Annotated in this window: 8 protein-coding genes; 3 read left to right on the plus strand and 5 right to left on the minus strand. The window is 68.9% G+C overall.

What is annotated here, in order from left to right:
- The 4 genes from AB0M83_RS20780 to AB0M83_RS20795 all read right to left on the minus strand — a co-directional run bounded on the left by AB0M83_RS20780 (position 1) and on the right by AB0M83_RS20795 (position 5,826).
- A complete protein-coding gene (locus AB0M83_RS20780; RefSeq protein ID WP_364519296.1) occupies positions 1 to 1,659 on the minus strand; it encodes an HEXXH motif domain-containing protein in 1,659 nt (552 codons plus the stop codon).
- Between the two features lie 150 nt (positions 1,660 to 1,809).
- Positions 1,810 to 2,001, minus strand: coding sequence for a hypothetical protein (locus AB0M83_RS20785; RefSeq protein ID WP_364519298.1), 192 nt, complete (start codon positions 1,999 to 2,001; stop codon positions 1,810 to 1,812).
- 352 nt (positions 2,002 to 2,353) lie between these two features.
- Positions 2,354 to 4,036 carry an HEXXH motif domain-containing protein gene (locus AB0M83_RS20790; RefSeq protein ID WP_364519300.1) on the minus strand — a complete coding sequence of 561 codons (1,683 nt, stop codon included), beginning with the start codon at positions 4,034 to 4,036 and terminating at the stop codon, positions 2,354 to 2,356.
- A gap of 611 nt (positions 4,037 to 4,647) precedes the next feature.
- Positions 4,648 to 5,826: a TetR/AcrR family transcriptional regulator gene (locus AB0M83_RS20795; protein ID WP_364519302.1), complete on the minus strand. Its 1,179-nt coding sequence runs from the start codon at positions 5,824 to 5,826 to the stop codon at positions 4,648 to 4,650.
- Positions 5,827 to 5,976: 150 nt separating this feature from the next.
- On the opposite strand from AB0M83_RS20795, the gene AB0M83_RS20800 reads away from it, so the two are divergent.
- The 3 genes from AB0M83_RS20800 (at position 5,977) to AB0M83_RS20810 (ending at position 11,810) form a co-directional block, all read left to right on the plus strand.
- A complete protein-coding gene (locus AB0M83_RS20800; protein ID WP_364519304.1) occupies positions 5,977 to 7,188 on the plus strand; it encodes an acetyl-CoA C-acetyltransferase in 1,212 nt (403 codons plus the stop codon).
- Positions 7,189 to 7,196: 8 nt separating this feature from the next.
- A complete protein-coding gene (locus AB0M83_RS20805) occupies positions 7,197 to 9,368 on the plus strand; it encodes a 3-hydroxyacyl-CoA dehydrogenase NAD-binding domain-containing protein (protein ID WP_364519306.1) in 2,172 nt (723 codons plus the stop codon).
- Positions 9,369 to 9,476: 108 nt separating this feature from the next.
- Entirely contained in the window at positions 9,477 to 11,810 is a 2,334-nt protein-coding gene (locus AB0M83_RS20810) for a GH92 family glycosyl hydrolase (protein ID WP_364519308.1), read from the plus strand.
- On the opposite strand, the gene AB0M83_RS20815 is transcribed toward AB0M83_RS20810, so the two are convergent.
- Positions 11,807 to 13,858 carry an MMPL family transporter gene (locus tag AB0M83_RS20815; RefSeq protein ID WP_364519310.1) on the minus strand — a complete coding sequence of 684 codons (2,052 nt, stop codon included), beginning with the start codon at positions 13,856 to 13,858 and terminating at the stop codon, positions 11,807 to 11,809. The genes AB0M83_RS20810 and AB0M83_RS20815 overlap by 4 nt on opposite strands.
- Positions 13,859 to 13,933 lie beyond the last annotated feature (75 nt).

Below are 13,933 nucleotides of genomic sequence, written 5' to 3' on the forward strand. Positions count from 1 at the left end.
CTAGGAGACGTTGCGCCCGATCCATTCGGCAACCGACTCCGGCGAAACAGCTGTGTCCGGGCGGAGTGCGCGGTACACCGCCCGGACCAGCTCCGGGCGGTGTACCAGTGCACGGGACACCGGGTCGGTGGTCGACGCGGCGAGTGCGAGACCGAGCCCGGCCAGAGCCGACGGGTTGTCCGGGGCGGCCGCGAGTTCCTTGCGGTATCCGGTGACCGCCTCGGCTGTTCTGCCGGCGACGAACGCCAAGTCGGCCGGAGTCGACCCGGGAACCGACGGCCCGCGGACGAGCAGCTCTTCAGTTCCGCCGTCGCTCAACCGCAGCCTGATCAGGTCTGTCCTCGCGTCCGGCCACCGGCCGTCCGGCACGGGGCTCGGCGCTGGGTCCGGAGGGAGCGACCCTGGCCGGCGAGTTCCGTTGCACCACGCATCCACCAGTTCGCCGACGAGGTCCGGTGCGGGTCGTAGGTGACGGATACGCCAGCCCGCGTAGTGATCGGCGACGGCACGGTGCACCCACCGCATGGACTCGGCGGCGACGGGCTCGGTCTGCCAGGGGCCCAGCGCGCCGGCGATCCCGCTCAAGAACCGACGGCCCGCCTGCGTGATGGCACTGTCGTTGCGGATGGTCAACAGGGTGTGCCACGTTTGCCTGCGCCACAGCGCGAATTCAAAGCCGGCCAGAAGGTTCTGGGGTTCGGCCCGGCTGAGAGCGCGCCAAAACGCGGCAACGCCGAAGAACGCGTAGATGCCGTGTATGACGCCACCCAGTGGGCGCGGATCGTCTCGCCAGGGAGCGTAGAACCGCTCTCGCCGGTCCTCGTCGTGAAGCGGGAGCAGGTGCAACAGGCCGCCCAGCCGGATGTGCTGAAACTCGTGCACGAGTGCCGCGGCCATTGCCGCGGGATCGCTGGAGTAAGCGATGATCGCACTGCCGAACGCTTCCCCGGTCGACGCGCTCGGCAGCCGGAACGGGACCGCCGGCTCCGGAACCACCGACTCGAGACCCTCCGGAAATGCGTCGGCGACGGCCGGCAGGTGCGTGGTGAGCAGTCGCCAAGCGCCTTCGAGCACACTCCGCCAGGGTTCGACCTCCTCGGCGGTCAACCGGCTCGGCCGCTGGGGTTCGTACAAGCCCCGATAGAGGTCGACGTCGTCCAACCGCAATGCCAAACGCCGTTCGCTGGCCTCGAGTACGACTTCTCGAACCGGGTACCAGTGTGGATCGGCGCGGTGTACGCGCACTCGACCGCGCCCATTGTCGACCTCGACCTGACCGCCATGGCTGCGGACGACCGCCACCGAGCAGGGATCGCCGGTGCCCAGCTTGGCCATACCGAGGGTGGGGAGCGTGACGTACCGATGCCAAACCGGCACCTCGATTTCGAAGGGAATTCCGGCCAGGATCGCCGCTGCGGCGGCAATGCAGCGGATGTGCCCCACGTGAACCCACAACGGAAGGTCCGAGGAGACGTCGTGCCGGTACAGCCGGGTGGTATAGCCCACCCAACTGCCGACGTAGGGATGAGCGAGGATTTTCTCGACGGACTCGGCGGCGACGTTCTGAGCTCTGCCGAGTAGTTCCCAAGCCGGTTCGGGAGGGGGCAGGGGGTGGAACATGGCGGTAGTTTTCCCGGCCTCATCCAGCAGGGCACGCATGAGCAGCAGGCGGCGGCTTCTCTCCGCGGCTCGGAGCCGTCGGACCGGTTCCGGGCCACCCAGACCACGTGCCACTGCGTCGAAATCCGTCCATGAGAGGCGGTGCCGGTTCAACGCCGTTGCGTCGCCCTCCGGTTCGCGCGGCATGTTTCAGTCGATCCGTTTTGCGCCGCCACTGCTGCTTGCAGTCACCGAGATGTACGAAACTCGTTCGACCGCATGCCGTATTGCCTTCCGTAATTCGGAGCTGTCGAGGGTGCGCAGTTGCGCAAGCGACACTTCGCCGAGGTCGAGAAGCTCGGATTCGACTCCCGCTTCCCTGTCGGAGCGCGGCGCCTGCATCAAAATCCCCTCTCGCAGGGAGAACGGGCCCCGTCGGCCCGCATCGCATTGTCCCGCATTCCCCGCGCTCGCGACAGGGACGCAGGCGTTAGACCGTTCAGGCGACGCGGCTCGGCGTTCTCGCAGAGCGCTTGGACGGCGGGCGGTATTGTCGGTTCGCCGATGTTGGCACGGAGCGGGCCCGTCTGCCGACAACCTCGTGGATAGCTGGGTCCCGTGAGGCACGTTTCCCTTCGCAGTGATCACCAGCAACGGTGACCGCGAGTTCCCTCACTGAAGCCCGCGGAAGACTGCCCACCGAGAAGGCGGTGTGCGCCCGGTGCGACATCGGCCCGGTACGGTTGTGAAGCAGTCAGGGCAGTGCTTCGCCGATCCAGCCGGCTAGCTCGTCGAACGACGGTGCCGTGCCCACGCGGCGGAGCTCTCGGTGTACCGCGCGCACCAGTTCCGGCACTTCGAGCAAGGCACGCGTTGCAGGCCCGGGCGGCAGGGAGAGGCTGAGACCGATCAATGCCGAGGCGTGCTCCGGGTTCGTCTCCAGGTCCGCCTGGTAAGCGGTGCGGGCATCGTCCGTCCGGCCGGCGATCAACCGGTAGTCGCCTTCGAGGGCGTCCGGCACCTTCGACCAGATCCGCGACAGCCTGGCTTCGCCGTCACTTCCGAGCCGCACCCGGACCAAGTCGGCACGGGCGTTCGGCCACTCGCCGTCCGAAACGGTGTCGAGCTTGCCCTCCGGGCCGACCGGTGGACAAGGCGCACCCGCCAGTCTGGCTCGGACGAGCCGTGCGACTGTTGCCATTTCGGGGCGGATGTGCCGGAGTCGCCACCCCGCGCGATGGTCCGCGGCCAGGGTCGTCGTCCAGTGCAGGGCCTCAGGGGTGACCGGCTCGTTCTGCCACGGGCCGAACACTGCGGCAAGATTGGTCAGGAACCGCCGTCCCTCCTCGGTCAGGGCGACGTCATCGCGGACCACCTCAAGAGTCTCCCAGGCCTGGGCGCGCCAGTGAGCGAACTCGAACGCGGCCAGCCGGTCGCCGGGGCGTGCCCGCGACAGCGCTCGCCAGAAGGCGGAAACGCCGAAGAAGGCGTAGACCCCTTGCACCAGGCCGCCCAGCGGCCGGGGATCTTCCCGCCATGGCGCGTAGAGCCGCTCGGTGTGGTCGTCGTCGTGGAGGGGGACGAGCTCCAATAGAGCGCTCAACCGGATGTGCTGGAACTCGTGTATCAGTGCTGCGGCGAGCGTGGCGGGCTCGTCAGGTGTCGCGATCGTCGCGCTGCCGAAGGCCTCGCCCGTCGACGCGCTGGGAAGCCGGAAGCGAACGGCCGGTGCGGGCACGATCGACGTCAGGCCCATGGGCAGGACCTCGGCGTACTCGGGCAGGTGCTTGACGATCAGCTCCCAGGCCTCACCGAGCAGCTCGCGCCAGGCTTTGACATCGGCTTCCGCGAGCCGGTCGGGTGGGATCGGGTGGTAGAGCCCGCGGTGCGGGTCCAGATCGTCGAGCCGCAACTCCAAAACGCGTTTGCCTGCTTCGAGCCGGAAGTCCCGCAGCGCGCTCCAGCCTGTCGCGCCGGAGATGACCTGCGAGCGGCCGCCGCTGATGGTGAACGTGCCGGCTTCCACGCGAACCACAGCGGTTGTGAAGCCGCCGCCTTCGTCCAACTGGGCGGCGCCCAGAGTCGGGAGCACGACGGTGTCGTTCCAGACCGGTACCCGGATGGTGCAGTCCAGTCCCGCGTGGATGGCCGCCGCAGCGGCGAGCGTGTGGAAGTAGCCGTAGTGGACCCAGATCGGGCATTCTCCGGTCAGCCCATGCTCGATCAGCCGAGTGGTGTACCCCTCCCAGCTGCCGGTATAGGGATGGACGAGTACGCGTTCGAGCGCTTCCTGGTCGGCTCGCTCCGCTCGTTCGAGCAAGTCCCAGGCTTCGACGGCGCTGGGGAGCGGGCCGGTCAAGTCGTCGGGCGACCGGTCCGCCAGTCCGCGGAGCAGGAGCAGCCGGCGGCTGCGGTCAGCGCTGCGCAACTGGCTCATGGCATCGGCTCCGCCACTGCCTGCGGCCAGCAGGTCGAGAGCTTCGCGAGTGATCGAATGAGGTTCTGGCGCTGGCGCCATATGGTCCTCCATGTGAGGTGAGCCCCTCGAAGCGACTTCAAGCGAGGTGCGCGGTGCCTCCGCCTTGGCTCCCGCTGGCGAGGACCGGAGAGTATGCGGTTCTGGCCACGGCATGGCTGACCGAACGGCGAAGTGCGCTGGTTCGAAGGCTCCGGAGTTCGGCCAGCGAGACGGAGCTCAGATCGAGGAGTTCGGACGTGATCCCAGGTCGTGCTTTGCTGCTCGGCGATCGCATAGCGACGTCTCCTTTCAGAATCCCGAATGGGGAGAGCGCGTAAGTTAGCACGGTCTGGTTAGGCCCGTTCGTGCCGTCCGCACACCAGGCATTTTGCCTGGTACACAAGGGTTTCGAGGTTAACCTGAGGTCGTACCCCTGTTCGATAGCCACGCTGTGTCACGGCGCGATGGGCGTACGGATGCTGCGCTTCAGCGAAAGTGTGAAGTTTCCCTTTTTCCAATTGCGAACAAGGAGGCAGAAGGATTCGCCTTTGTAGGATCTGTACCCTCAACGAGGGTTTCGTGTCCGCCTTTCAGGCGAGACTGAGCACGGTGTGCAGCAACGTCGTCAGCTCGGCTTCGAAGCCGGGGCGGGATGCCAGGCGGCGGGTGCGGGCCAAGTCGTTCGCGATCGTCAGGGCCGCGTGGACCGTGATCTTCGCTTCCCGCGCAGGCAGTTCCGACCGCGCCGCTGACAGCAGTGTCACCCACTGCGCGACGTAGTCCCGTTGCACTCGTAGCAGATCCGCCTTGTCGCGGTCCGGCATCGTCACGCGGTCCGCCGAGAACGACACCAGCAGTTCCGGTGTGTGCAGGATCGTGTGGACGTACGACGCCGCCAGCCGGCGCAGTGCCGAGACCTCGTCCGTGGTCTGCAGGGCCCTCTCCGCCGCCAGCGCCAAGCGGTCCGCTGCCCGGTGGCCGATCGCCACCATCAAAGCCGCCTTACTCGGGAAGTGGCGGTAGACGCTCGGGCCTGCGATGCCCGCCGCCGCTCCGATGTCCTCCATGCTCACGTCGTGGTAGCCGCGTTGGGCGAACAGTCCGGTTGCCGCCGCCAGGACCTGCTCACGGCGGGAGGGTGTGCCCAAGCTGAGCGCCGGAGGGGGCTGCGGTGAAGACGGCGCGGGGAGTGTGGCGTTCAGCACACCGAGGGCCAGTTCGACCAGTAACTGAGCGAAGCGGCGGCGCGCCACCGACGTGTGGTGCACCGACACGCTGCCGAACACCGACAGGGCTGCCCAGCACAGCAACTCGGCTTCCTCTGCGGACAGTTCCGGCCGCTGGACGAGCAGGACCTTCGACCACGCCGTCAGCGCCAGCGTCGAACGGCGGGCGATCTCCCGTTGGTCCTCCTTCGGGAGGTGACGACCCTCCCAGCGCCACAACGCCGCGATCTCGCGGCGCTCGACAGCCTGCGTCGCGAGCCGGCCGAGGAGGGATTGAAGCTGGTCAAGAGGTGGAACCGAGTCGGACAGTGCCGAAGCCGTCGCCGCTTCCAGGTCCTCGAAGCCGCTCAGGACGACGTACGCCAGGATCGCCTGCTTGTCCGCGAAATGCCGGTACAACGCCGGCCCGGTGACGCCCGCCGCGTCCGCTATGTCCTTGATGCCGACCCCCGGGAAGCCGCGGGCGCGGAACAGCTCCGCCGCCACCGCGGCCAGCTGGGCCTTGCGGTCGCGGGGTCGCGCAGCACGTACGGAGTCGGTCATCGTGAGTGAACGATAGCGGCTGACGGCACAGCTGCAACCCATTGACACCATGGGGTTGTCCGGCGCTATGTTAATGGTAATTAGCACTACTGGCCGGTATCATCGGCCACGGTACGAAGACGTCCCACCCGCTCGCGAGGAGTTTGTTCTGTGAGTAGCGAGGCCTACATCTACGAGGCGATCCGCACGCCTCGCGGCAAGAACAAGGGCGGTGCCCTGCACGGCACCAAGCCGGTCGACCTGGTGGTCGGCCTGATCGAAGAGGTCAAGGTCCGCCACCCGAACCTCGACCCCGCCGTGATCGACGACGTCGTACTCGGCGTCGTCTCCCCGGTCGGCGAGCAGGGCGCGGTCATCGCGCGCACCGCCGCGCTGAACGCCGGCCTGCCCGAGACCGTCGCGGGCGTGCAGCTCAACCGCTTCTGCGCCTCCGGCCTGGAAGCCACCAACACCGCCGCGCAGAAGATCCGCTCCGGCTGGGACAACCTGATCATCGCCGGCGGTGTCGAGTCGATGTCGCGCGTGCCGATGGGCTCCGACGGCGGCGCGCTGTTCATGGACCCGGCCACCGCCTACGACAACTACATCGTCCCGCAGGGCACCGGCGCCGACCTGATCGCGACCATCGAGGGCTTCTCCCGCGAGGACGTCGACCGCTGGGCCGTCCGCTCGCAGGACCGTGCCGAAGCGGCCTGGTCCGGCGGCTACTTCGCCAAGTCCGTCGTCCCGGTCAAGGACATCAACGGCGTCACGGTCCTCGACCACGACGAGCACCGCCGCCCCGGCTCCACCGTCGAGAGCCTCGGCAAGCTCAAGCCGGCCTTCTCGATGATCGGTGAAATGGGCGGCTTCGACGCCGTGGCGCTGCAGAAGTACCACTCGGTCGAGAAGATCAACCACGTCCACACCGGCGGCAACTCCTCCGGCATCGTCGACGGCGCCGCGCTGGTGCTCGTCGGCTCCGAGCAGATCGGCAAGACCTTCGGGCTCACGCCGCGCGCCCGGATCGTGGCGACCGCGTCGATCGGCTCCGAGCCGACGATCATGCTCACCGGCCCGACCCCGGCCACCGAGAAGGTCTTGAAGACCGCGGGCCTCAAGCCCGAGGACATCGACCTGTGGGAGCTGAACGAGGCGTTCGCGTCCGTCGTGCTCAAGTGGATCAAGGACCTGCACCTCGACGAGGAGAAGGTCAACGTCAACGGCGGCGCGATCGCCATGGGCCACCCGCTCGGCGCCACCGGCGCGATGCTGGTCGGCACCGTGGTCGACGAGCTCGAACGCCGCCAGGCGCGCCGCGCCCTGGTGACCCTGTGCATCGGCGGCGGCATGGGCGTCGCCACCATCATCGAGCGGGTGTGAGGACACTAATGGCTGAGAGCAAGACCATCCGCTGGGAGCAGGACGAAGACGGCATCGTCACGCTGACGCTGGACGACCCGAAGCAGTCGGCGAACACCATGAACGCCGACTTCCGCGAGTCGCTCGGCGTCACCGTGGACCGCCTGGAGGCCGAGAAGGACTCCATCACCGGCGTCGTCATCACGTCCGCGAAGAAGACCTTCTTCGCCGGCGGCGACCTGAACGACCTCATCCAGGCCAAGCCGGAGAACGCGGTCGAGCTGACCGAGGGCAGCACCCTGATGAAGGGGCAGATGCGCCGCATCGAGCAGCTCGGCAAGCCGGTCGTCGCAGCGATCAACGGCGCCGCGCTCGGCGGTGGCCTGGAGATCGCGCTGGCGACGCACCACCGCATCGCCGCCGACGTCAAGGGCAGCCAGATCGGCCTGCCCGAGGTGACGCTGGGCCTGCTGCCCGGCGGCGGCGGTGTCGTGCGCACTGTCCGATTGCTGGGTATCCAGAGCGCGCTGCTGAACGTCCTGCTGCAGGGGCAGCGGCACCGTCCGGCCAAGGCGCTCGAGCTCGGCCTCGTGCACGAGCTCGTCGGCACCGTCGAGGAGCTCGTGCCCGCCGCGAAGGCGTGGATCAAGGCGAACCCCGAGGGCGGCGTCCAGCCGTGGGACGTCAAGGGCTACAAGATCCCGGGCGGCACGCCGTCGAACCCGAGCTTCGCGGCGAACCTGCCCGCGTTCCCGGCGAACCTGCGCAAGCAGATCAAGGGCGCGAACATGCCCGCGCCGCGGGCGATCCTGGCCGCCGCGATCGAGGGTGCGCAGGTCGACTTCGACACCGCGATCCTGATCGAGACGCGCTACTTCATCCACCTCGCCACCGGCCAGGTCTCGAAGAACATGACGAAGGCGTTCTTCTTCGACCTGCAGACCATCAACTCGGGTGGTTCGCGGCCGGACGGCTTCGAGAAGTACACGGCTCGCAAGGTGGGCGTGCTGGGTGCCGGGATGATGGGCGCCGCGATCGCGTACGTCTCCGCGAAGGCCGGCATCGACGTCGTCCTCAAGGACGTCTCGCTCGAAGCGGCTGAAAAGGGCAAGGGATACGCGGCCAAGATCGAGCAGAAGGCCCTCTCGCGCGGCAAGACCACGCAGGAGAAGTCGGACGCGCTGCTGGCGAAGATCAAGCCGACCGCCGACCCGGCAGACTTCGCGGGTGTCGACTTCGTGATCGAGGCCGTGTTCGAGAGCGTCGAGCTTAAGCACAAGGTGTTCGGCGAGATCGAGAACATCGTCAACGCCGACGCGGTGCTGGGCTCCAACACCTCGACCCTGCCGATCACCACGCTCGCCGAGGGTGTGCAGCGGACCGAGGACTTCATCGGGATCCACTTCTTCTCGCCGGTGGACAAGATGCCGCTGGTCGAGATCATCTGCGGCGAGAAGACGTCGCCGGCGACGCTGGCGAAGGTCTTCGACTACACGTTGCAGATCAAGAAGACCCCGATCGTCGTCAACGACAGCCGCGGCTTCTTCACCTCGCGCGTCATCGGCACGTTCATCAACGAGGCCGTCGCCGCGCTGGGCGAGGGTGTCGAGCCGGCGTCGATCGAGCAGGCCGGCGCGCAGGCGGGCTATCCCGCGCCGCCGCTGCAGCTGATGGACGAGCTGACGCTGACCCTGCCGCGCAAGATCCGCAAGGAGACCCGCGAGGCTGTCGAGGCCGCCGGTGGCACGTGGAAGTCGCACGCGTCCGAGGCCGTGATCGACCGGATGGTCGAGGAGTTCGACCGCAAGGGCCGTTCCACCGGTGCGGGCTTCTACGAGTACGACTCGGAGGGCAAGCGAGCCGGGCTGTGGCCGGGCCTGCGTGACGCGTTCAAGTCCGGCTCGGCCGAGGTCCCGTTCGAGGACCTCAAGGAGCGGATGCTGTTCGCCGAGGCGCTCGAGACGGTGAAGTGCTTCGACGAAGGCGTGCTGACGTCGGTGGCGGACGCCAACATCGGCTCGATCTTCGGCATCGGCTTCCCGGCGTGGACCGGCGGTGTCATCCAGTACATCAACCAGTACGAGGGTGGCCTGCAGGGCTTCGTCGACCGGTCGCGCGAGCTCGCCGCCCGGTACGGCGACCACTTCGAGCCGCCGGCTTCGCTCGTGGAGAAGGCTGCCAAGGGCGAGATCTACGAATAAGGGCTTGAACGTCGGAGGCCGTCACTTCGGTGGCGGCCTTCGTCGTGTCCGCCTGTTTGTCCGCTGCAGTTCGCCCAAAAGCCACCGGACGCGGGTTAATCTCCGCCCATGCGCCGTCCCGTCACGGTGGCTCTGGCCGCCGCCCTGCTCGCCTCGACGCTGACAACGATGTCGGCCGCTGCCGACCTGAGCCCCGCCGACTTCGTCGATCCGCTGATCGGCTCCGCCGGGGACGGCAACACCTACCCGGGGGCGACCGCGCCGTTCGGGATGCTCTCCTGGAGCCCGACCAGCACGCGCGGCGACCAGACGTCGACCGGCGCCGCCAACGGGTACCAGTACGACACCACCCGCCTCCGCGGCTTCGCGTTAACGCACGTTAACGGCGCCGGCTGCAACCCCGGTGCCGCGGGGGACGTGCCGATCCTGCCGTTCGCCGGCGACGTCACCTCCTCGCCGACCGCCGACACCGCCGACGCGGTCTACGCGAGCAACTTCAGCCACGCCGACGAAGCGGCAACGCCGGGACGGTACCGGCTCGGCCTGCAGAACGGCGTCACCACCGACGTCGCCGCCACCGAACGGACCGCGATCGGCACCCTCGCCTACCCCGCGGGCAAGCCCGCCAGCCTGCTCTTCCGCACGTCGAACTCCCTCAACGGCAGCGAGGACGCCGAGACCCACCTCGACGCGGCGAACCGCAAGGTCACCGGGTCCGTGCTCACCGGCGCCTTCTGCGGCCGCCGCGCGAACGGCGGCGTCAACAACCGCAGGTCCTACTACCGCCTGTACTTCACGGCGCAGTTCGACCAGCCCGTCACCGGCACCGGGACGTGGAAGGACGCGACGCTGCAGCCCGGCGGCACCGACCAGACCGGCGGCGAGGGCTACGCGACGGGCAAGGACCGCGCCGGACGCGGTTCCGGCGGCTACGTCACCTTCGCGCCCGGCAGCAAGGTCACCATGCGGATCGCGATCTCCTACGTCTCGCTCGAAGGCGCGGAACGCAACCTCCGGGCCGAACAGCCCAAGAAGTCCACCGTGGACAGCATCGCGCAACGCACCAAGCAAGCCTGGAACGCCGAGCTGAGCCGCATCGACGTCCAGGGCGGCACCGCCAACCAGCGCGTCGTCTTCACCACCGCGCTCTACCACGGCCTGCAGCAGCCCAACCTCGTCAGCGACGTCGACGGCCAGTACCTGGGCATGGACGGGAAGCCCCACCGCGTCGAACGAGGACAGGACGCGCAGTACTCCAACTTCTCCGGCTGGGACCAGTACCGCGCGCAGATCCAGCTGCTGGCCCTGCTCGAGCCGCGCGTCGCCGGGAACTTCGCGCAGTCGCTCTACAACTACGCGAAGCAGAACGACGGCGTCTGGGACCGCTGGGTGCACGTCAACGGCGCGACGCACGTCATGACCGGCGACCCGTCGGCGGCGACGCTCGCGACCTTCTACGCCATGGGCGTCCGCAACTTCGACTACCGCGGCGCGTTCGACTCGCTGTACCGGCAGGCGACGGTCCCGCGGCCCGAAGGCCTTCAGGACGGCGGCTGCCCCGGCCAGTGCGTCGGCCAGCGGCCCAACCTCGCGCAGTACCTGACGTCCCACTACGCGCCCAACGACGTCTGCCACTGCTGGGGCGGCGCCGCCGAGACGCTGGAAGACGCGGTCGCCGACTCGGCAATCGGACATTTCGCAGAACAACTCGGCCGCACTCGCGAAGCCGCGGAGCTGCGCGCCCGAGGGGCTTACTGGCTGAACGTATTCAACCCGGAGACCGGGTACATGCAGGCCCGCAACGTCGACGGCAGCTGGGTGACGCCGTTCGACCCGGCGAGCGACCGCGGCTTCGCGCAGGGCAGCGCGGCCGCCTACACCTGGATGGTCCCGCAGGATGTCTCCGGCCTCGCCGGCGCGATGGGCGGCAAGACCACCGCCGTCACCCGGCTCGACGGCTTCTTCCACGACGCCGCCGGCAACTGGCAGCTCAAGGGCGGCGGCCCGCTCAAGTACGACCCGACCAACGAGCCCGACATCCATGCACCGTGGCTGTACAACGAGCTCGGGCAGCCTTGGAAGACGCAGGAAACCGTGCGGCAGCTGGTGAACTCCGTCTACACGACCGGGCCGTCCGGGCTGCCCGGCAACGACGACCTCGGCACGATGTCCGCCTGGTACGTCTTCGCGGCGCTCGGCATCTACCCGCGGACGCCGGGCTCGGGAGAGCTGCTGCTGTCGAGCCCGTTGTTCCCGAGCGTGGTGATCCGGCCGGCGGGCGGCGCGCCGATCCGGATCACGACGTCGGGGAGCGGGAAGTACGTGGCCGACGTCCGCCGCGGAACCAGGCCGCAGCGCGACTGGAAGGTCGACGCCTCGTTCCTGCACGGCGGAAGCCTGGACTTCCGGCTGTCCGAGACGCCGACCGGCTGGGGGACTTAGGGCTCCAGCGCGACGTGCGGCAGCTTGCGGTCCAGCCACCGCGGCAGCCACCACGCGCGTTCCCCGAGTAGCCGCATGATCGCCGGGACGAGCAGGCAGCGGATCACCAGCGCGTCCAGCAGCACCGCGACCGCCAGGCCGAGGCCGAACTGCGCGAGCATCCGCGACGGGTCGAGCAGGAACGCGCCGAACACCAGCACCATGATCGCGCCGGCCGCGGTGATCACGCCGCCGGTCGAGGCGAGGCCCTCGCGCACCGCGAGCCGCGCGTCGCCGGTGCGCCGCCACTCCTCGTGCATGCGCGACACCAGGAACACCTCGTAGTCCATCGACAGCCCGAACACGATCGCGAAGATCATCACCGGCACGAACGCCTCGATCGGGCCGGGCTGCGCGCCGAACCAGCCGTCGCCGAACACCAGCGTCATGACACCCAGCGAGGCGCCGATGCTCAGCAGGTTCAGCAGCGCCGCCTTGAGCGGGATGAGGATCGACCGGAAGACGACCATCAGCAGCAGCGCGGACAGGCCGACGACGACCAGCACGAACAGCGGCAGCCGGTCGGCGACGGCGTCGGCGAAGTCCGTCGCGGCCGCGACCGGACCGCCGACCAGGTAGTGCCCGGGCAGCGCAGGCAGGACGTCGGTCCGCAGGCGTGTCACCAGTTCGGCCGTCGCCGCGTCCTGGGGTGACGTCGTCGGGAACACGAGGACAGTCTGGTTAACCGGCGTTAACGCGCGCGCGACTCCGGGTGTCGCGGCGAGCGTCTGCCGCAGCGCGACGGGGTCGCCGTCTTCCGTGACGATCGCGAGCGGACCGCTGAAGCCCGGCCCGAAGCCCTCGGCCAGCAGGTCGTACGCCTGCCGCGTCGTCGAGCCCGGCGGGTCGGTGCTCGCGTCGGCGAACCCGAGCCGCATCCCCGCGGCCGGGATGGACAGCCCGATGAGGACGGCCAGGCCGATCGCGAGCGGCGCCACCGGACGTCGCTGGACGCCGTCGGCGAGCCGTCGCCACGCCTTGCCGTGGTCGCGCTGTGCGGCGTGCCGGCGGATGCCGCGTTCGAGCCGCTTGCCGAACAGCGACAGCAGCGCGGGCAGCAGCGTCACCGACGCGAGCATGGTCATCAGCACGGTGAGCGCGACGGCCAGCGCCACTCCGCGCAGCCCGCCGAGCCCGAGTGCGAGCAGGCCGAGCAGCGCGATGATCACCGTCGTCCCGGCGAACAGCACCGAGCGCCCGGCCGTGTCGAGCGCCCGGCGGGCGGCCGTGTCGCGGTCGTAGCCGGCGAGGATCTCGCCGCGGTAGCGCGAGAAGATCAGCAGCGCGTAGTCGACGCCGACGCCGAACCCGACGAGCATCATCAACGGTGCGGTGTAGCTCGCGATGTCGACGAAGTGCGAGACGACCGTGATCAAGCCCAGGGTGCTGCCGACGGCGAACACCGCGGTGAGCACCGGCAGGCCGGCCGCGAGCAGCGAGCGGAACAGGAACACGAGGATGACCAGCGCGGCGAGCAGGCCGACGCCTTCCGCGGGACCACCGCCTTCCGAGATGCGCTCGATCGGGTCGCCGGCCAGAGCCACTTCGACCGGCCCGGCCTGTCTCGCGGTGTCGGCGAACTTCACGATGTCGTCGTAGGGGAGGTCGGCTGACGTCGCGTCGAAGGTGACGGTCGCGTAGCCGATCCGCCCGTCGGGCGACAGCGTCTCGAACGGCCCGGTCACCGACCGCACGTGCGGTTGCAATCGGACATTTCCCAAAGTGTTTTCGACCGCGGCACGCTCGGTGGCGAGGCCGTCGTCGGCCTTGAACACGATCTGCGCGCTCGCGCCGGACTGTGCGGTGTTCTTCAGGAGGTCGACTACCTGCTGGGACTCGGTGCCGGGCAGCGAGTTGTCGTCGTGGAACGCGCTGCCGGTGAGGCGGGAGGTGAACGTGACGCCGATGAGAACCAGCGCCCAGAGTGCGACGGCGAGCCACCGGTGGTGCTGCGCCCAGCCGGCCAGGCGAGCCAGCCGTCCCCCGGTGGGGCGAGTGATGGTGTCCATGGGGGACAAGGATTCGCCGGGAGGGCACTACTGCGCGTCGCGCAGCGGAGGACACTTGACGTGCTCCCGGCGGTG

It is taken from the genome of Amycolatopsis sp. NPDC051106 (assembly GCF_040682775.1).
Lineage (GTDB): Bacteria > Actinomycetota > Actinomycetes > Mycobacteriales > Pseudonocardiaceae > Amycolatopsis.

Excerpts from the sequence above, each read along its gene's own strand:
- AB0M83_RS20785 (WP_364519298.1), bottom strand. The coding sequence starts at position 2,001 with ATGCAGGCGCCGCGCTCCGACAGGGAAGCGGGAGTCGAATCCGAGCTT.
- AB0M83_RS20805 (WP_364519306.1), top strand. The coding sequence starts at position 7,197 with ATGGCTGAGAGCAAGACCATCCGCTGGGAGCAGGACGAAGACGGCATC.
- AB0M83_RS20790 (WP_364519300.1), bottom strand. The coding sequence starts at position 4,036 with ATGAGCCAGTTGCGCAGCGCTGACCGCAGCCGCCGGCTGCTCCTGCTC.
- AB0M83_RS20780 (WP_364519296.1), bottom strand. The coding sequence starts at position 1,659 with ATGCGTGCCCTGCTGGATGAGGCCGGGAAAACTACCGCCATGTTCCAC.
- AB0M83_RS20815 (WP_364519310.1), bottom strand. The coding sequence starts at position 13,858 with ATGGACACCATCACTCGCCCCACCGGGGGACGGCTGGCTCGCCTGGCC.
- AB0M83_RS20810 (WP_364519308.1), top strand. The coding sequence starts at position 9,477 with ATGCGCCGTCCCGTCACGGTGGCTCTGGCCGCCGCCCTGCTCGCCTCG.
- AB0M83_RS20795 (WP_364519302.1), bottom strand. The coding sequence starts at position 5,826 with ATGACCGACTCCGTACGTGCTGCGCGACCCCGCGACCGCAAGGCCCAG.